Consider the following 18,934-nt stretch of genomic DNA (forward strand, 5'->3'; position numbering starts at 1 on the left):
GAAAGACCCTTATAGGGTCAGAGCAAACCACCCGTTCTACGGGTGGTTATGATTTTTCATCATTTTTATTGGCATATAAATGCCTATATAAATTGACAGATTTTAAATTAAGGTATACTATTTATGTGTAAAAGGTTTAATGTGTTGCACTAATTGACTAGGAGGTTCTCACATGAATCGCGAAACAGCATACGTACTTTGGTTTGATGAATTAAAACGTGAAGATGTTAATTTAGTTGGTGGTAAGTCTTCTTCCTTAGGGGAATTGACGTCCTCCACTAATGTACCTGTTCCTTATGGCTTTGCTACAACTGCTCATGGTTATCGTGAGTTTATGAAAGCTACAGGTTTGGAAGATAAAATCCGCGCTGAGCTTGATGCGTTAGATGATGTAGAAAATTCTGCATTATTGCGCGAAGTGTGTGCTAAGATTCGCCGCATGATTTGTCAGGAAGAAATGCCACAAGCTTTGGCAGATGCTATCCGTCATGCTTATGAAGAACTTGGTAAAAAAGTAAACGAAGAAAATCCGTTCGTAGCAGTTCGTTCTAGTGCAACAGCGGAAGACTTGCCAGATGCAAGCTTTGCAGGCCAACAAGATACATACTTAAATGTACGTGGTGCTGATGTTATTATCGAAAAAGTTAAAGAATGCTATGCATCTACTTTCACAGACCGGGCAACATATTACCGTGTAAAACAAGGTTTTGATCATATGACAGTAGCATTGAGTGCTGCCGTTCAAATGATGGTATTCTCTAAAGCGGCTGGCGTAATGTTCACTGTTGACCTTGTAACAGGCAATGACAACAATATTCTCATCGAAGGTTCTTGGGGTCTTGGTGAATACGTTGTACAAGGTACAGTTACACCAGATAATTTCCGTGTAGATAAAGCGAAAATGGAAATTACAGACCGCATGATCAATGACAAACATATCCGTTTAGTTCGTAAGCCTGATGGGGACTGCGTTGAAGAGGTTGTTCCTGCAGACGAAGCTAAACAACAAGTTATTACAGATGCTCAAGTATTGGAGCTTGCTGAATACGCTAAAGCAATCGAAAAACATTATGGTTGCTACATGGATATGGAATGGGGCGTAGATGAGCGTGACGGTAGAATTTGGATTTTACAAGCTCGTCCAGAAACAGTTTGGTCCCGTAAAGAAAAACCAGAAACAACTGAAAAAGCTAGCACTTTAGATGCGGGCAATCGTGAAATTATTGTAAAAGGTTTACCAGCTTCCCCTGGTAATGCAGCAGGTAAAGCTCACGTAATCATCAACCCTGAGGATATTGACGAGTTTAAAGAAGGGGAAATCCTTGTCACAGCTATGACGGCTCCTGACTGGGTTCCTGCTATGAAAAAGGCAAAAGCTATCGTTACTGATGCTGGTGGTATGACTTGTCATGCGTCCATCGTTAGCCGTGAGCTTGGTATTCCTTGTATCGTAGGTACTAAGAGCCGTAGCCATGAAGCGACTACATCTATTAAAGATGGTCAAATGATTACTGTTGATGCTACAAATGGTATTGTATACGATGGCGTATTAGAAGATATCGTTAAAAAGCCAGAAGCACAAGCTGCTGCCAGCGTTGTTGCTGAATCTGTTCCTGTAACAGGCACTAAGATTTATATGAACTTAGGCGATCCTGATTTGGCTGAAAAACATGGTGTATTGCCATGTGATGGTATCGGTCTTATGCGTGAAGAGTTCATTTGGACTACTTTCATCCATGAACATCCATTGCACCTTATCGAAACAGGTCGCAGTGATTTTGCTGTAAATACATTGGCAGAAGGTATGCGTAAAGTTTGCCAAGCATTAGCTCCTCGCCAAGTTGTGGTTCGTTTGAGCGACTTCAAATCTAGCGAATACCGTGATCTTAAAGGTGGCGACAAATACGAACCACATGAATCCAGTGCATTACTTGGCTGGCGTGGTGCTTCTCGTTACTATGATCCTAAATACACACCTGCTTTCAAATTAGAATTAGAAGCAATCAAAAAAGTACGTAATGAATTTGGATTCAAAAATCTACAAGTTATGATTCCATTCTGCCGTACTGTAGAGGAAGCTGAACTGGTAACTAATTTGATGGCTCAAGAAGGCCTTGTACGCGGTAAAGATTTCAAAATCTGGCTCATGGCTGAAATTCCAGCAAATATTATCTTAGCTGATCAATTCAATAAATATGTAGATGGTTATTCCATTGGTTCTAACGATTTGACAATGCTTGTTCTCGGTTGTGACCGCGATAACGAAACAGTTCAACATATTTACGATGAACGTAATTTAGCTGTTCGTAGAGCCATTCGTCATCTTATCGAAGTAGCACACAAAGATGGTAAAACTGTATCCATCTGTGGCCAAGCACCAAGTGTATACCCTGAACTTTGCGAATTCCTTGTGAAGAGCGGTATCGACTCCATTTCTGTTAACCCAGATGCGGTTGTGAGCACTAAGAAAATGGTGGCTCAAATCGAACAAAGAATTATGCTCGATGCTATGACTGGTCGTGGTCGTCAAGAATCTGACGAACTAAATTGGTAATAATATAGTTATGGTGAAAGAGGAGGCCCGTAGGTCTCCTCTTTTTCTGAATGGTAACTTAGGATATAATACAAACAGAGATGAAAGGGGGTTACCGTGTGAAACTGTCGAAACGACAAGAACAAATTGCTCAAATCGTTCGTGAAGAAGGTCCTGTAACAGGCAGTGCTATTGCTGAACATTTAGAGGTCACACGATCTGCATTGCGTTCAGATTTATCTGTATTAACTATGTTAGGTGTGCTAGATGCACGTCCTAATGTAGGTTATTACTACGTAGGGCTTTCAAAGGAAACACAAACGGCTGAGCGATTAAAGTCATTTCTGGTAAGTGATGTATTATCTCAAGCAGTCGTGGTTAGTGGGGAAACTAGTTTATATGACACGATTGTTACTATATTTACAGAGGATGTAGGTACGATTTTAGTGTGTGATGATTCGTACCTAGTAGGCGTCGTATCTCGAAAGGATTTACTGCGCGCCTCTATGGGACAAACAGATTCGCACGCCATGCCTATATCTATGATCATGACCCCTGTTAGTAAGGTTATAACTGTGGAGCCTTCCGATACGTTAGTAGAGGCGGCACAGAAGATGATAGATTATGAAGTAGATTGTTTACCTGTTGTCGTTCGCGAGGACGTAGGGAACAAGAAACGCTTAAAGGTCGTGGGCCGCGTGTCGAAAACGACGGTAGCAAAAGTATTTTTAGAATGTAGCATACATTGAGGTTGATAGAATGGCAGAAAAAATTATTTATGCAATATCGGATTCCCTAGGGGAAACCGCAGAGGCTGTAGCGCGAGCTACGGCGAGTCAATATGATAAGGAACAAATTGAAATTGTGCGCATTCCCTATATCGATAGTGAAAGCCAAATCGATGAAATCGTAGACGATGCAAAGCGTGGTCATCACGTTATTTGTCATACTATCGTGTCCGAGTCTTTGCGCAAATATCTTCATGAGAAGGTAGCAGAGTACAATATTCCTGCTGTAGATATCATGGGGCCTGTTCTCGATGCAGTTGGTACTGTAGCAACGACTAAGCCTCGTATGACGGCAGGTATGGTTCATAAGCTTGACCAAGAATATTTCAAAAAGGTTGAAGCCATTGAATTTGCCGTAAAATATGACGATGGTAAAAATCCATCTGGTTTTGAGAAGGCCGATGTTGTCATCATTGGTGTATCTAGAACAAGTAAGACACCATTGTCTATGTTCTTGGCGTACAAAAAGATTAAAGCTGCCAATTTGCCATTGGTACCTGAGGTACCATTGCCAGAGGAGTTATTCAAAATTCCCGCAAAAAAAATTGTAGGCCTTATTATTGACCCATTCAAATTAAATAATATTCGTAGTGAACGTTTACGCGCTATCGGTCTTGAAGACGAAGCAAACTATGCATCTATTGAGCGTATTCAGGCCGAACTAGAATATGCTAAAGCTATTATGCGCCGTTTGCACTGCCAAGTACTAGATGTTTCTAATAAATCCATTGAAGAAACAGCTTCTCTTGTGATGCAGTTAATCGATAAAAATCGCGCATCGGAGGGTAGATGAATATACGGGAACAAATAGAGGAACGGGAGGCTTTGCTCCTGTCCCCCTATGCAGCTAAAAGCCGCGATGCCATCCGTGATGTAGAGGAAGCTCCCGATCCACTTAGAACAGCGTTCCAACGCGACCGGGACCGCATTATTCACAGTAAATGTTTTAGGCGGTTAAAGCATAAGACACAAGTGTATATTGCACCAGGTGACCATTATCGGACGCGTATGACTCATACCCTTGAGGTAGGTCAAATTGGGCGCACTGTAGCACGTGCATTGCGTTTAAACGAAGATCTTGTAGAGGCAATTGCCATGGGCCACGATGTGGGACATACGCCATTTGGTCACGTCGGTGAATATGCATTGCGCGACATGGTGGGGCACTTTAATCATAATGAGCAAAGCTTGCGTATGGTTGAAGTCTTAGAAAAGCATGGCGACCACCAAGGTCTTAATTTAACGACTGCTGTACGTGATGGCATCGTAGGTCATACAGGGGCACATATCCCTGTTACTTTGGAAGGTCAAATCATTCGTATTGTGGACCGCATTGCTTATTTGTGCCACGATTTTGACGATGCACAACGGGCAGGTATGTTGACCGCTGAGGAGTTACCTTTTGAAGTGCGCGAGCATTTCGGTATGACTCCATCTAGCATGATTACAGCCATGGTAGAGGATATGGTACGAGAATCTTTAGACAAGCCAGCCATATCTATGTCTGCAGATGTGGAAATGACCATGAATCTATTCCGCCAATTTATGTTTAAAAACGTTTACTTGGCACCAGCGTTAATTCCTGATCGTAAAAAGGCATCCCATGTAGTAAAAAATTTATTTACTCACTTTATGGAGCACCCAGATGATATGGAAGGGTGTGAAAGTGGTAAGGAATTTTATTCTACACTCGATGTAGTAGACTATGTAGCAGGCTTAACAGATCAATATGCTATTAAGCTCTTTAAACAATACTATATTCCAAATATTACCTTATAAATAACAAAAAAAGCAGTTAGTTCAAATTGAACTAACTGCTTTTTTTGGGGCTCTAGAACCCCAAAGAGTACATGTACTTTTTATTTTACGCGCGTGTAACTTTATTAGAACGAAGGCAGCGAGTGCATACGTTTACTTTTTTAGTAGCACCGTCTACAACCGCCCGTACTCTTTGAATGTTCGGTTTCCAAGTTTTTCTTGTGCGAATGTGAGAATGACTCACGTTCATACCGCTAGATGTGGATTTACCACATACTTCGCAAAGGTTTGCCATAGTTTCCACCTCCAAGCTTAATCTATAACATAACAAAAGTATATTATCATAAAGACTAGGTTAAAGCAAGTATTTTTATCGTACATATTGCTCTTTTTATGAAATATACTACAATATAAGGTATACTATATATCATATTCTATGATATGAGTGGGCTTTTACACAAGGGTATACAGAAATTGGATATATCTCATGTGTTTATCGTATATTTAAAGGAGTTTCTATGGATGAACGGTTGACGACCATAAAGGGGATTGGTCCTGGTCGAGAGAAACAATTACATAAGTTGGGAATTACCAATATAACATCCTTGTTAACGTATTTCCCAAGAACCTATGAAGACCGCCGTACGATTTATAGAATTGGTGATTTAAAATCTGGCATGACTGGTGGAGTAGTAGGTACTGTTATAGCAGTTCAAGAGAAACGTCCTCGCCCTAGATTGTCTATTTTAGAAGTAGTCATTGCAGATGGTACAGGTCCTTTAAAGATTGTGCTATTTAACCAAGGCTATAAGAAGAACTTTTACAAAAAAGGGCAGCGTTTATATGCATATGGCAAAGCGGAATTTCAATATGGCTCTATGCAGATGAATACGCCACAAATAGAAAACTTGGGAGATGGTGGGGAACCAGATCGAGGTATCGTTCCTATTTATGCGTTGGCTGAAGGGGTATCTCAATTTGTTGTGCGGTCATCGGTACGAAATTGGTTTGCCGCTAATCATGAGTTACCTGAGATTTTACCTAAAGAGGTTCGGGAGGCTCACCATTATATGAGTCGATATGATGCATTTAAGATGATGCATTTTCCCGATTCCTCTGAGCGTTACGAAGAGGCTCGTCATCAACTCGCTTATGAAGAGTTATTTGTCATGCAAGCGGGCTTAGCGTTGTTGCGTAATAAAGAGCAGTGCCATAGAGGTCCGAAGATGGGACCTAATGGAGAGTTAATGGCTAAATGTATTGAAAATCTACCATTCTCGTTGACCGGTGATCAACAGCGTGCATTAGAGGACATACGTATCGATATGGAAGATGAACGGCCTATGCAACGGTTGTTACAAGGTGATGTAGGCTCTGGTAAAACTGTTGTAGCTACGTTGAGTTTGTTGAAAGCCATTGAAAATAGGTACCAAGGGGCGTTAATGGCTCCAACGGAGATTTTGGCAGCACAACATTACGAAGGTATAACAGAAGTGTGTGGTAATTTGGGGATTACCATAGAGCTATTAACGGGCTCTACTACAAAAAAAGAAAAAGAACGTATCTATGAAGGGTTAGCTGATGGATCGATTCATATGATTATTGGCACCCATGCTCTTATTCAAGAAGGTGTTAACTTTCACAACTTAGGACTTGTTATTATAGATGAACAACATCGCTTTGGTGTAGAACAACGGGCTCGGTTACAACAGAAGGGTACATATCCTCACGTACTCATCATGACGGCTACACCGATTCCTCGAACTATGACATTATCTGTGTACGGTGATTTGGCAGTATCCTTGATTAAAGAGATGCCACCAGGTCGTAAGCCTGTAAAAACCTATGTTGTAGATAGTTCGTATAAAGATCGACTACGAGCATTCTTTGGTAAGGAGATGGAGGAAGGACGCCAAGTCTACGTAGTATGCCCACTCGTTGAAGAGTCGGAAAAATTAGACTTGCAAGCTGCAGAAGAATTGTATTTAGAACTAAAAGAGTACTTTTACAAGGCCTATGAAGTGGGACTCGTTCATGGCCGAATGAAACCTAGTGAAAAGGATGAAGTAATGAATGCATTTCATAAGGGAGACATTTCATTACTAGTTTCCACTACGGTTATCGAGGTTGGTGTCAATGTACCTAATGCGACCATCATGTGTATTGAAGGGGCTGAGAGATTTGGCTTGTCTCAATTACATCAGTTGCGTGGCCGTGTGGGTCGTGGTTCTCATCAGTCCTATTGTATCCTTGTAAGTGATTCAAAAAATGACGTAAGCCAAGAGCGTTTGAAGCTGATGGAACAAACTCAAGATGGTTTTGAATTAGCGGAGCAAGATTTATTGCTTCGCGGATCAGGTCAATTATTTGGATTAGCTCAATCGGGCTTACCTGATTTACGGGTTGCTAATATCATTAAAGATATCGAAATTCTAGTGGAGGCGCGCAAGGATGTACTAGACTTTGCTAGTCAATTTGGTATGGAAACATTAGAATCTGTTATGAAAGAAGAATTAGAAAAAAGATTTGGTGAAAAATTCCTAAGAATATTGTATAATTAAGAGGTAGGAATAATAAGTACATAAGTATCGATAATATTAGATTTTATCTGGCTTTTTCCCTTGTGTATATGTTCCTCATACCGTATAATAGAACAAACAATTTATTTCATTTTTTCATCTATGGAGGTTAATATGCCAATTATCCATGTAGAGCTCGTTGAAGGGCGCACAAAAGAACAAAAGAAACAATTAGGTGAAGCTATCACTAAAGCTGCGGTTGATATCGTAAATGTTCCTGCTGATGCAGTAAAAGTTATCTTCGTAGATATGAAAAAAGATGATTATATGGAAGGCGGCATTTTGCGGTCTGAACGCTAAGCTACGACTGACCGCCTAGTCCATAGGGACTAGGCGGGTCGTAGTTTTGTTTTATTATACGGAAAGGAAATAAATAATGAGAGACGATAAATTCGGTATGCGTGGACTCACTTTTGATGATGTATTATTAGTACCAGCTGCTTCTGATGTGCTGCCAAGTCAAGTAGAGTTAAAAACCCAATTAACTCGTGACATTACATTGAATATCCCTATGATTAGTTCTGGGATGGATACAGTTACTGAATCCCGTATGGCTATTGCTATGGCGCGTGAAGGTGGCCTTGGCGTTATCCATAAAAATATGTCTATTGAAGAACAAGCCCATGAAGTTGACAAGGTAAAGCGCTCTGAACATGGTGTTATCGTTGATCCTATTTTCTTAAGTCCTCAAAATTTACTATCTGATGCAGCAGAAATTATGGAAAAATATAAAATTTCTGGTGTACCTATCACAGAACATGGTAAACTAGTAGGGATCATTACAAATCGCGATATGCGTTTTGAAACTGATTTAACTCGCCAAATTGGAGATTGCATGACAAAGGATTCCCTTGTTACTGCACCAGAAGGTACATCTCTTGAAGAGGCGAAAGCAATTTTAAGTGAACATCGTATTGAAAAATTACCTCTCGTAGATGGCGATGGTAACTTAAAAGGTTTAATTACTATAAAAGATATTGAAAAAGCGACAAAATATCCAAATGCAGCTAAGGATACTAGTGGTCGATTATTAGTTGGTGCCGCAGTAGGTGTATCTCAAGATATGTATGATCGTCTTGATGCCCTTGTATCTGCTAAAGCTGACGTGATTATCGTTGATACTGCTCATGGCCATTCTGCAGGTGTACTACGTACATTGAAGGACATTAAACAAGCCTATCCTCACATTCCAGTAATTGCTGGTAATGTGGCTACTGCAGCAGGTACTGAGGCTCTCATTGAAGCGGGTGCTGATGCTGTTAAGGTTGGTATTGGCCCTGGATCTATTTGTACAACTCGCGTTATTGCTGGTATTGGGGTACCTCAAATTACAGCGGTCTATGAGGCTGCTCAAGTAGGTCGTCGCTATGGAATTCCTATCATCGCTGATGGGGGCATTAAATACTCTGGCGATATTGCTAAGGCTATTGCAGCTGGTGCCAATGTAGTTATGATGGGCAATATTTTAGCTGGTACTGATGAAAGCCCAGGGGAACAAGTGATTTACCAAGGTCGTTCCTATAAAGTGTACCGTGGCATGGGTAGCTTAGGGGCTATGAAGCTTGGTAGTAAAGATCGATATTTCCAAACAGAAGCTAAAAAATTAGTTCCTGAAGGTATAGAAGGTCGCGTACCGTATAAAGGTATGTTGGCCGATACAATTTTCCAAATGGTTGGTGGTTTGCGTGCAAGTATGGGGTATTGCGGATGTCATAACATCCAAGAAATGATTGAAAATACTCAATTCATTCAAATTACAGCGGCTGGTTTGAGAGAAAGTCATCCGCATGATGTAAGCATTACCGTTGAGGCACCAAATTATAGTGGTTGATAATGGAGTATTACATTGAATAAACGTATTTCTGTTTTATCTGTGCCTATCGATTGTGTAACAATGGATGAGGCAGTCCAACGAATCTTACAATTGACTGAACAGCCGGGGCTACACTTAGTAGCCACGGCTAATGCAGAAATGGTTATGTTGGCTAATGAAAATCCTACATTGCACACCATATTGAATGATGCTAGTCTCGTCGTGCCTGATGGGGCTGGCATTTTGTGGGCTGCAGAACGTCAAGGTGAACATGTACCTGAACGTGTAACAGGTGTAGACGTAACTAAGGAGTTGTTCAAAGTTGCGGCTACCCATCATATTCCTGTATACTGCTTAGGGGCGGCACCTGGTGTTGCTCAGCGTGCAGTTGATAATTTGGCGGCTCAAGTGGGTGAGTTAAATATAGCAGGAATTCATGATGGATTCTTCGATAGCGCAGAGGAACAAGAAATCATTAATACTATTGGTGAATCTAAGGCGAAATTAGTATTTGTTGCCTTAGGTGTACCAAAGCAAGAGCAATGGATTGCAGAAAAATTGAGTCACCTTGATGGCGTAGTAGCTATCGGTATTGGTGGTTCCTTTGATGTCTTGGCAGGTAATATTCCTCGGGCTCCAGAATGGATGCAACGAAATCGACTTGAATGGTTGTATCGATTATATTTAGAACCTCAACGGATTGGCCGCATGTTGGCTATTCCAAAGTTTATGTGGACCGTTATTAGAAATAAATAGGGAGTGTTGAATCGTGCCTACAGGACCAATTATTAAGGAAGGATTTCCACTGATAGGGGCTATGCTCGTTATTACAGTGGTATTAGGATTTTTAGGGCATTATGTAATTGCGATTATTTCATTTATTTTGGCATTATTTTTCGTCAATTTCTTTAGAAATCCTAAACGTGTAATCCCTCAAGATCCAGAATTGATTTTGTCCCCTGCAGATGGGAAAATCATGGATATTTCTGATGTATATGAAGATATTTACTTACATAAAGAATGTAAAAAGGTGACTATCTTCCTTTCTGTTTTTGACGTACATGCTAATCGTGCGCCTATAGATGGTAAAATTACGTACCGTCACTATACGATGGGCAGCTTTTTGCCTGCCTTCAAAGATGATGTAGGCTTTGAAAATGAACGTCATACTATTTGTATTGAGAATGATCGTACCTCCGTTTTGGTAACACAAATCGCAGGCCTTTTAGCAAGACGTATCGTATCTTGGACAGATTTAGATAGCGAGCTTGAACGCGGTCAATTGTACGGAATGATTAAGTTCGGTTCCTGTACTGAGCTCTATATGGATAAGAATGTAGAGTTATTCGTGGAAAAAGGTCAACATATTACAGGTGGAGACACTGTTATCGGGAGGTTGCGTCATGAATAAATCTATTATTCCAAATTTGTTTACCAGTGCTAATTTAGCTTTTGGTGTGCTAGGTATCACATTCTCTGCCACAGGGAATACCTTCTATGCTGCTATCTGCGTACTATTATCCTTAGTTGCTGATGGTTTAGATGGTCGTGTAGCGAGAGCTTTAGGTGTGGCAGGACCTATGGGGCGTGAACTAGACTCTTTGTCAGATGTTGTAGGCTTTGGTGTAGCGCCGGCTTACATGCTCTATATGAAAGAACTCTACGGTTTAGGCTGGATAGCCTATGTACCACTATTAGTGTTTGCTGTCCTTGGTGCATTCCGCCTTGCTCGTTTTAATATTAAAACCGATGAAGTACATGGTTACTTTGAAGGATTACCAATTCCAGCTGCAGGCTGTTTGGCGGCAACGTACGTATTGTGTGGCGTATCGGTGCCTCAATTTGTATTGGTAGTTTGTATGATTGGTGTAGGCATCCTCATGGTTAGTGAAGTAAAATATCCTGACTTTAAAGGTAAGAGCGAAATTTATATTAATAAGCTTTCTTATGTGCTTACAGCAATTTTTGTGATAGCATGTCTTGTGTATGATTGGCATACTTGGGCTGTTATGATTTTTGCAGGCTATGTAATGTTTGGGCTCATCAATGGGGCTTTAAATATAGTACGTAAATAGGTGTGTGGAGGAAAATAGTATGAATTACCTACTGGATCTACTACTGATCCCTATGCAGGTAATAATCGTAATCTATACGGTTTATTATTTTATACTCGCCGTTGTTGGTATGTGGCGGTCGCGAGTACATAAAAACTATACCCCTAAAAATTCCTTTGCCATCGTTGTATGTGCTCATAATGAGGAAGCAGTAGTTGGTGAGTTAGTAAAAAACTTACGTGGCTTAGATTATCCTGATGAGCTGTACGATATCTTTGTGGTAGCAGATAACTGTACAGATAAGACAGCTGAAGTTGCTAGTGCTGCTGGTGCTAATGTGCATGTGCGCGAAAATAAACAAGAAGTAGGTAAAGGTTATGCCATGGGGTGGATGTTTGATCGAGTAGAGAAAATGGAAAGGAAATACGATGCCTTCCTTATCTTTGATGCCGATAATTTAGTACATCCACAATTTATGTTAGAAATGAATGATCACCTTGAAAAAGGTGAGTCTGTAATTCAAGGTTACTTGAACTCTAAAAACCCAACGGATTCTTGGGTAGCAGGTACGTTCTCCATCGCGTTTTGGATGGTAAACCATATGTGGCATTTAGCAAAATATCGCATTGGTTTGTCTACCGCTTTGGGTGGTACAGGTATGTGTATCCGTACATCTATCATTCGCGAGTACGGTTGGGATTGTAATAGCTTGACTGAGGATATGGAATTCTCCATGAAGTTATTAACTCATGGTATCCGTACATGTTGGGGCCACGATGCCATCGTATACGATGAGAAGGTAACGACCATGATGGCCTCCTGTAAACAGCGTTTACGTTGGGCTCAAGGCCAATTTGACTGTGCTGGTCGATATATACCTAAATTGTTTGCTACAGGCATCAAAACCGGGAATATTATGATTTTGGATGGTATTTTCCAAGTGAGTCAACCCTATTTCTTATTGTTGACTACTGTATACTTGGTGTTGTCTTACATCAATGCGTATACTCCAATTTATACAAATATTTTGTATCAAATTATGCCAATGTCTGTTTGGACTATTATCGGTGTTGGTCAATATTTATTCCCATTAATCGTGTTATTGAAAATTAAGGTGCCACCAAAGATTTGGTTCTACTATTTACTATATCCATTATTTGTTTATTCTTGGATTCCAGTAAATATTTTAGGTTGGTTCCGTCGTCATAACAAAGTATGGTCTCACACAGTTCATACGAGAGCCGTTGGCTTAGATGATGTTAAATTAACGCGTATGGGAAATATGAATAAGAATAAAAAATAGAATCTGTAGGAGTGACTATGCATATTTTAATGTGTAATGATGATGGTATTTTAGCAGATGGTTTACGCCATCTTGCATCGTACTTAAGTCAATATTATCGAATTACCGTTGTAGCACCTGCGAATGAGCAAAGTGCTAAATCCCATGCATTGACGACTGAGGTTCCATTAAAACTAGATGCGTACAAAGGCGAGGATGAAAATCCTCGCCTTTATGCTCTAACGGGAACGCCGTCTGATTGTATGAAGTTTGGCCTTAGTTATTTATTGACTGATGATATGCCTGACCTTGTAATTTCTGGTATTAATCATGGTTTTAACTTAGGCTCTGATGTATTGTATTCTGGTACTGTATCAGCTGCTATGGAAAGTTGTTTTTACAGCATTCCAGGATTAGCTTTGTCTGTTGAGCGCTATTCTGCTGAACGAGGCGCTGAAATGCATCCCTTTATTCATGAATTAATTGATAAAATTTATGTTAAGGGCCAGTTTAGCGGTTTGCTTAATGTGAACTTCCCATTGCGTGGCATTTGCGATTGGGATCATTTTAAAATGGTGAGCCAAGGCTTGCAGACTTATAGTAATATTATCGATGCTCGTATTAACTCAAGAGGGCAGGATTACTATTGGCTAGCAGGTGAATTAGATTATGGTGCTGAAAGTGTGCCTACTGATGTAGAATATGCTCGTAAGGGATATATTACAGGGGTAGCACTTACGTGGAAACAACAATGTGATTCCGATATGAAAGCTGTTAAAAATATTTTAGAGAAAATATAAAAAACAGGTTGACATTATTTAGGGATGTCTGTATAATAACAAATGTTCCGAGACGCCGGAGTGGCGGAATGGCAGACGCACTTGACTCAAAATCAAGCGGGTAACACCGTGTGGGTTCAAGTCCCACCTCCGGCACCAACTTTAGGCGGTAAGACTTTTGTCTTACCGCCTATTTTTTATATTTATTGAATTTATATACTTAATATACATTTTCCTTTTTTGAGGTGACATTATGGATCAAGGTGTAATTGACTATATTGCTAATGTCTTTGATATTCCAAAGCTAACACAACATGTAAGTGCTGTTCAAATGCCATTGCCTTTATCTCGTTTAGCAGAAATCCCATTAGATGCGGGCGTAAATCAATGCCAAGGATTTTGTTATAACTCTAAAAAAGATGTTTTTGTTTTAGCTTGTATTAACTCTGAAAATACAAAGCAAATTATTTACGAAATTAATCCTACAACCTTTAAGATAGTTGCAAAATATGAATATAGTCACAAAAAGCTGTTAGGTCACATGAATACCTTAACTTATAATCCTAACAATAATCGCTACTATACGACAAATGCCGTTGTAGATGGTTATATTGTTACGCCTATAGAGGCGGATAGTATGATTGTAGAAGCACCTATTAGATTAAAAGAAAAGGTGTTTAACTTTGCCTTTGATAAAGACCGTAATGAATACGTATCTATTGTGCCGTTAACAAATTCTCATCGTACGATTAATTATTATGACTCTAATTTTAATAAGATTAAGACTTATAAGATTGACGCAGAGCATACAGATTTAAACAATAATGGTGCTTATACTGGCAATGGTAATACTATTTTTACAACCTTAACAACCTTTGTTTTTGTCGATGAAGAAGGGGTTGTGAAAAATATTAGTCCTTATACATCTGGTATGGAGGTTGAGGATATGGATTATCGGAATGGTCAAATGTATATGGCTGTAAATCGTAAGGAGAAAGTTGAAATTTACGGCTTGCCTAGTTTACCATTCTCTGTAAATGCCTAGATATTATCTATGTTTTAATCCCTTTTAAGAGTGTATAATAATAGTGTTAGGGTATTTTAGGAGCTATTATGAAATTAGGGAACGATATTATAGAAATTGAACGTATCCGCCAAGCTATAGAGCGGTCTAGTTCATTTGTGGAACGTGTGTATACGCCTCATGAGATAGATTATTGTGAAAGTCGTAATAAAGGGCGTTATGAATCCTTCGCAGGAATTTATGCCGCAAAAGAGGCGTTTATTAAAGCGCTAGGAACGGGGATGCGGCACGGATCTTGGCAAGATATAGAAATATATCACGATGAATTAGGGGCGCCTTTGATCCGTTTACAAGATACTTTCAAAAATATCTATGAAACCTTAGGTTATACTAATATTCACGTATCAATTAGTCATTGCAAGGAATACGCAATGAGTACGGTTATACTTGAAGGAGCATAAGATGAATATTTTAACAACTGAAGATGCTCGATTTATAGATCGAGAGGTTCCTAAGCAATTAGGTGTCTCTTTAGAAATCCTTATGGAAAATGCAGGACGAGGCATTGTTGATGCTTTATGGGGACAATATGATTTGTTTACCTTAGATAACGCCCGTTCTATCAATAGTTTTGTTCTATTTATCTGCGGTACAGGAAATAATGGGGCAGATGGTCTGGTAGCGGCTCGCCATTTAATGGAACAAGGCGTACCTGTACAAATTGTACTAGTAGGAGATACTAGCAAATGTAGTGATCTTTTTGCATTGCAATTAGAACGGTGTGAGGCCATGGGTTGTATCATCGATATGTATGATGAATTTAACGATTGGTCTAATGTAGCTGTTGCTGTGGAAGGTATTATGGGAACAGGCTTAACTGGAAAGTTGAGAGATTTAACTGTGGATGTACTCCATGATATTGATACTATGCGCAGTCAATATAATTTTGATTTGTGGGCCATTGATGTACCTGCTGGCTTAGATGCTACAACAGGTCAAATAGCTGAAGGTACATTGGCCTATGATTACACAGTTACCTTTGGTGCCATTAAACAAGGATTATTACTATATCCTGGCAAGGCTGTAGGGGGGATAGCTGTTGTTGCTCCGTTAGGAGCACCTTGGCAGCAAGTGCTAGGAGATCGTGATATTACTGTAACAATTGATTCTGATTTATCGGAAAAGCTTATTAACTATCGGATTCCTATGGCTCATAAAGGCGTCAATGGGAATGCCTTGATTATTGGTGGCTCTAATGATATGATAGGGGCTCCTATTTTAGCTGCAGAGGCTGCAGTTCATAGTGGCGCTGGCAAGGTGACTTTAGGTGTACCAGAAGTGATTAAACCAGTCGTACAAGGTCGCATTATACCGGAAGTAATGGTTACCTCTACAGAGGCTCATAAAGCTATGTTAGAAGGGCGTCAAGTGGTTGCTATGGGACCAGGCCTAGGACGTACTAGTGATATTCCTGATTTTGTAGATTCTATTTTAGATAGCTACGAAGGTCCATTGGTTCTTGATGCAGATGCTCTTTATGCATTGGGCCATGTAGGTTCTGTTGATAAAGATGCCTTGCGCGATGGGGATATTGAGTCTATATACGCGGTGAAACGAAATCTACCTTATTGTGTTATGACACCTCACTTAGGTGAATTTAGCAGACTTATTGACTTGCCGATCAAATGGATTGAGCGTCATTATATTACGCTAGCAAGAGAATTTGCTAAGGCACATCAAGTTGTTTTAGTATTAAAAGGGATTCCTTCTGTTGTAGCATTGCCAGATGGAACTGTATATGTTAATACGATTGGCAACGCTGGTATGGGGACTGGCGGTATGGGGGATGTACTAACCGGTGTAATCGCTGGATTCATTAGCCAAGGTTATTCTTTACAAGATAGTGCAGTTCTCGGCGTATATGTGCATAGTCGTAGTGCTGATATTTTGAACGACACTAAGGCTTGGGGGTATACACCTAGTGATGTAAGCACTTCACTAGGATGTGTAATTAGTGAACTGTTGGGAGAATAAGAATGACAAATAAAATACAACGCTTTATAGCTTTTTTGCTAGTATTATGTATTCCTATCTTTGCCATTGCAGGTTGTACAAATAAAGATGTAGCTAATGCTGCTAATCAGGCGACCTCTAGTGCTAATGGGGCTTACTCTATTGATACTAAGACAACTACACCTGAAGGTAAGCTAGATGTATATATGCTAGATATTGGCCAAGGTGATGCTATATTGCTTAAGGTGGGCGATGAATATAGCATGATCGATACTGGCGATATTGAACATCGAGAGAATATTGTAGCTCAGCTAAAAGCCATGGGGGTTACAAAGTTAAAAAATATTATAATTACGCATCCTCATGCAGATCACATGGGTGGTTTCTATGCCATTGCCAAAGCAATGCCTATTGAAAATGTATATGATGATGGTATTTCTGTTGATAACAATATGTTCAAAACCTATGAAAAGTGGATTGAAAAAAATAAAATCAAGCGCTCTACTTTGAGAAGTGGTGATGTAGTTGATTTTGGTCATGGTGCCGTATTTGTTGTGTATGCTCCTTGGACAGAGGTCTTAACTGATAAAAAAGGCGAACCAGATCTCAATAATAACTCTATTGTAGGTAAGTTAATCTTTGGTAAATTCTCAATGCTCTTTACGGGAGATGCAGAATTACAAGAAGAGAAAAAACTGATAAAAGAGCAGAATTCAAGACTGTTTGCACGCGTTCTTAAGGTAGGTCATCACGGTTCTCGTACAAGTAGCTCTGAAGATTTTTTGAAATCTATTAAACCAGAAAGTGCATTAATTTCAAATGGAATGTATAATAAGTATGGTCATCCTCACGATGTAATATTACGTCGTTTACAGGAAAACAATATTGCCATTTACCGTACGGATACGATGGGACGTATTCACATTAGTACGGATGGGAATGAATGGCAGATTACGACTGAACGATAGCGTCGATTGTATAGCATAAAAAATAATTTTAAGCAACTGTTTATTGTGTCTTTGATATAAAGACTTTATATAGTAATATGTATAATCGGCATACTTATCTTCATGTTTGTATGAAATAATCTATCTATAATCTAACATTAGTTTATGGATAGATTGGAACGATGAGATTTTGATAGACAAAGATATCATCGACTCATCTCTATGGTTTGGACACTATGTATGTCAGTTAGATTGGAGTGAATGTATTGCGTAAACTATTTTTTATGTGCCTTGCAGTCTTGATGGCGATACCTTTATTATTGACTCAAGCGAAGGCCGCTAATCTTGAAGATGCCCGATGGGTGACTAGAACAGATGCACCTGTACCATATGTTCGTATGGTTATGGATTTGTCAGCGCCGGTGAAAGCGTCCGCATCGATTAGCAAAGATGGGAAAACGACGACTGTTACCTTGAAAAACACGAAGCTAAAGACTGCTAAAGAGAACATTACAATGGACTCAAGCATAGCTAGTTCTGCTAAACTCTCAGAAGACGGCAGAGATGTTAAGGTTACAATCAAGACACCTTCATCTATCGATACGAGTGATGTAAAGGTATTTTCCCTGAAAAAAGATACGGTTAATAAGAAACCATATCGCATCGTTGTAGATGTTCAGAAAAAAGGTGTAACACCTAAACCTGCTTACTATGGTAAACGCCCATCTCCTTCTGCACATCCTGCGAAAAATGTACCGGCTGGATCCGGTAAATACTCAAGTAGCGGTGGTTTAGCTGGTAAAACAATTACTATCGACCCTGGTCATGGTGGTAGCGACTCCGGTGCTATAGGACCACATGGCTTACAAGAGAAAAATGTAACATTACCAATTTCTAAGTATTTGAAATCCGCTTTGGAAAGCCGTGGTGCTAAAGTAGTTATGACACGTACTACAGACGTAGACGTATATGGCCCTAATGCAAGTGGTGTTGAAGAATTAGGTGCTCGCGTTAATATTGCGAACCGAAATAATTCTGATGTTCTTGTAAGTGTTCATATCAATGCTTTCACTAACCCAAGCGTGGGTGGTATTGCAACATACTACTACAGTAAATCAGGTAATGATGCTAGATTGGCACAAAAGGTTCAAACTCAAATTGCTAATACACCTGGTTTCAATGGTGACCGTGGCATTCAAGAGGGGAACTTATACGTGTTGAGACATTCTAATATGCCTGCAATTCTCGTAGAGCTTGGCTTTATCTCCAACCCTAACGAGGAACGAGCATTACAATCTGCTCAAACACAAGAAGACTTTGCTAATCGCATTGCAAATGGTATTGCTAATTACTTTGGAGGTTAA

General features: G+C 39.8%; 18 protein-coding genes and 1 tRNA gene. 18 read left to right on the forward strand and 1 reads right to left on the reverse strand.

Annotation, left to right across the window (positions count from 1 at the left end; genetic code table 11):
• Positions 1–172 precede the first annotated feature (172 nt).
• The 4 genes from ppsA to RYM16_RS05295 all read left to right on the forward strand — a co-directional run bounded on the left by ppsA (position 173) and on the right by RYM16_RS05295 (position 5,100).
• A complete protein-coding gene (gene ppsA / locus RYM16_RS05280; protein WP_314982767.1) occupies positions 173–2,554 on the forward strand; it encodes a phosphoenolpyruvate synthase in 2,382 nt (793 codons plus the stop codon).
• Between the two features lie 98 nt (positions 2,555–2,652).
• Positions 2,653–3,282 (forward strand): helix-turn-helix transcriptional regulator, encoded by a 630-nt coding sequence (locus RYM16_RS05285; protein ID WP_265138941.1) that lies wholly within the window; start codon positions 2,653–2,655, stop codon positions 3,280–3,282.
• A gap of 10 nt (positions 3,283–3,292) precedes the next feature.
• On the forward strand, positions 3,293–4,114 hold the full coding sequence (locus tag RYM16_RS05290; protein ID WP_314982769.1) for a pyruvate, water dikinase regulatory protein: 822 nt from the start codon (positions 3,293–3,295) through the stop codon (positions 4,112–4,114).
• Positions 4,111–5,100: a deoxyguanosinetriphosphate triphosphohydrolase gene (locus RYM16_RS05295; RefSeq protein WP_314982771.1), complete on the forward strand. Its 990-nt coding sequence runs from the start codon at positions 4,111–4,113 to the stop codon at positions 5,098–5,100. Before RYM16_RS05290 ends, RYM16_RS05295 begins: the two co-directional genes overlap by 4 nt.
• A gap of 85 nt (positions 5,101–5,185) precedes the next feature.
• Here the strand turns inward: RYM16_RS05295 and rpmB are convergent, their stop codons facing one another.
• Positions 5,186–5,374: a 50S ribosomal protein L28 gene (gene rpmB / locus RYM16_RS05300; protein WP_008601135.1), complete on the reverse strand. Its 189-nt coding sequence runs from the start codon at positions 5,372–5,374 to the stop codon at positions 5,186–5,188.
• Positions 5,375–5,597: 223 nt separating this feature from the next.
• On the opposite strand from rpmB, the gene recG reads away from it, so the two are divergent.
• The 14 genes from recG (at position 5,598) to RYM16_RS05370 (ending at position 18,934) form a co-directional block, all read left to right on the forward strand.
• The gene (gene recG / locus RYM16_RS05305) at positions 5,598–7,640 is read left to right on the forward strand and encodes an ATP-dependent DNA helicase RecG (RefSeq protein WP_314982773.1); all 2,043 of its coding nucleotides are present in this window, start codon (positions 5,598–5,600) and stop codon (positions 7,638–7,640) included.
• A gap of 132 nt (positions 7,641–7,772) precedes the next feature.
• A complete protein-coding gene (locus tag RYM16_RS05310) occupies positions 7,773–7,958 on the forward strand; it encodes a 4-oxalocrotonate tautomerase (protein WP_004696087.1) in 186 nt (61 codons plus the stop codon).
• A gap of 76 nt (positions 7,959–8,034) precedes the next feature.
• Positions 8,035–9,489, forward strand: a complete 1,455-nt coding sequence (gene guaB / locus RYM16_RS05315; protein ID WP_273298476.1) for an IMP dehydrogenase — start codon at positions 8,035–8,037, stop codon at positions 9,487–9,489.
• Positions 9,490–9,504: 15 nt separating this feature from the next.
• Positions 9,505–10,227, forward strand: coding sequence for a WecB/TagA/CpsF family glycosyltransferase (locus RYM16_RS05320; protein ID WP_009351364.1), 723 nt, complete (start codon positions 9,505–9,507; stop codon positions 10,225–10,227).
• Between the two features lie 13 nt (positions 10,228–10,240).
• Positions 10,241–10,882, forward strand: a complete 642-nt coding sequence (locus RYM16_RS05325; RefSeq protein WP_009351347.1) for a phosphatidylserine decarboxylase family protein — start codon at positions 10,241–10,243, stop codon at positions 10,880–10,882.
• The gene (pssA, locus tag RYM16_RS05330) at positions 10,875–11,546 is read left to right on the forward strand and encodes a CDP-diacylglycerol--serine O-phosphatidyltransferase (RefSeq protein WP_009351323.1); all 672 of its coding nucleotides are present in this window, start codon (positions 10,875–10,877) and stop codon (positions 11,544–11,546) included. The genes RYM16_RS05325 and pssA overlap by 8 nt, the downstream gene beginning before the upstream one ends.
• Positions 11,547–11,565: 19 nt before the next feature.
• On the forward strand, positions 11,566–12,828 hold the full coding sequence (locus tag RYM16_RS05335) for a glycosyltransferase family 2 protein (protein ID WP_009351363.1): 1,263 nt from the start codon (positions 11,566–11,568) through the stop codon (positions 12,826–12,828).
• 17 nt (positions 12,829–12,845) lie between these two features.
• Complete coding sequence (gene surE / locus RYM16_RS05340; protein WP_314982775.1) at positions 12,846–13,607, forward strand: 5'/3'-nucleotidase SurE; 762 nt, start codon at positions 12,846–12,848, stop codon at positions 13,605–13,607.
• Between the two features lie 54 nt (positions 13,608–13,661).
• Positions 13,662–13,745: transfer RNA gene (locus tag RYM16_RS05345), tRNA-Leu, on the forward strand.
• A 94-nt stretch (positions 13,746–13,839) separates the two neighbouring features.
• On the forward strand, positions 13,840–14,631 hold the full coding sequence (locus RYM16_RS05350) for a hypothetical protein (RefSeq protein WP_314982777.1): 792 nt from the start codon (positions 13,840–13,842) through the stop codon (positions 14,629–14,631).
• Positions 14,632–14,699: 68 nt separating this feature from the next.
• Entirely contained in the window at positions 14,700–15,071 is a 372-nt protein-coding gene (gene acpS, locus RYM16_RS05355) for a holo-ACP synthase (RefSeq protein WP_009351374.1), read from the forward strand.
• Position 15,072: 1 nt separating this feature from the next.
• The gene (locus tag RYM16_RS05360) at positions 15,073–16,644 is read left to right on the forward strand and encodes an NAD(P)H-hydrate dehydratase (RefSeq protein WP_314982779.1); all 1,572 of its coding nucleotides are present in this window, start codon (positions 15,073–15,075) and stop codon (positions 16,642–16,644) included.
• Between the two features lie 2 nt (positions 16,645–16,646).
• Entirely contained in the window at positions 16,647–17,591 is a 945-nt protein-coding gene (locus tag RYM16_RS05365; RefSeq protein ID WP_314982781.1) for a ComEC/Rec2 family competence protein, read from the forward strand.
• A 245-nt stretch (positions 17,592–17,836) separates the two neighbouring features.
• Entirely contained in the window at positions 17,837–18,934 is a 1,098-nt protein-coding gene (locus tag RYM16_RS05370; RefSeq protein ID WP_314982783.1) for an N-acetylmuramoyl-L-alanine amidase, read from the forward strand.

The organism is uncultured Veillonella sp., from assembly GCF_963524655.1.
Classification (GTDB): Bacteria; Bacillota; Negativicutes; order Veillonellales; family Veillonellaceae; genus Veillonella.

What these genes read in the sequence shown, in the direction of transcription:
- pssA (WP_009351323.1), top strand. Translation starts at nt 10,875, where the DNA reads ATGAATAAATCTATTATTCCAAATTTGTTTACCAGTGCTAATTTAGCT.
- RYM16_RS05295 (WP_314982771.1), top strand. Translation starts at nt 4,111, where the DNA reads ATGAATATACGGGAACAAATAGAGGAACGGGAGGCTTTGCTCCTGTCC.
- RYM16_RS05290 (WP_314982769.1), top strand. Translation starts at nt 3,293, where the DNA reads ATGGCAGAAAAAATTATTTATGCAATATCGGATTCCCTAGGGGAAACC.
- rpmB (WP_008601135.1), bottom strand. Translation starts at nt 5,374, where the DNA reads ATGGCAAACCTTTGCGAAGTATGTGGTAAATCCACATCTAGCGGTATG.
- recG (WP_314982773.1), top strand. Translation starts at nt 5,598, where the DNA reads ATGGATGAACGGTTGACGACCATAAAGGGGATTGGTCCTGGTCGAGAG.
- RYM16_RS05365 (WP_314982781.1), top strand. Translation starts at nt 16,647, where the DNA reads ATGACAAATAAAATACAACGCTTTATAGCTTTTTTGCTAGTATTATGT.
- RYM16_RS05360 (WP_314982779.1), top strand. Translation starts at nt 15,073, where the DNA reads ATGAATATTTTAACAACTGAAGATGCTCGATTTATAGATCGAGAGGTT.
- surE (WP_314982775.1), top strand. Translation starts at nt 12,846, where the DNA reads ATGCATATTTTAATGTGTAATGATGATGGTATTTTAGCAGATGGTTTA.
- ppsA (WP_314982767.1), top strand. Translation starts at nt 173, where the DNA reads ATGAATCGCGAAACAGCATACGTACTTTGGTTTGATGAATTAAAACGT.
- RYM16_RS05335 (WP_009351363.1), top strand. Translation starts at nt 11,566, where the DNA reads ATGAATTACCTACTGGATCTACTACTGATCCCTATGCAGGTAATAATC.
- acpS (WP_009351374.1), top strand. Translation starts at nt 14,700, where the DNA reads ATGAAATTAGGGAACGATATTATAGAAATTGAACGTATCCGCCAAGCT.
- RYM16_RS05310 (WP_004696087.1), top strand. Translation starts at nt 7,773, where the DNA reads ATGCCAATTATCCATGTAGAGCTCGTTGAAGGGCGCACAAAAGAACAA.
- RYM16_RS05350 (WP_314982777.1), top strand. Translation starts at nt 13,840, where the DNA reads ATGGATCAAGGTGTAATTGACTATATTGCTAATGTCTTTGATATTCCA.
- guaB (WP_273298476.1), top strand. Translation starts at nt 8,035, where the DNA reads ATGAGAGACGATAAATTCGGTATGCGTGGACTCACTTTTGATGATGTA.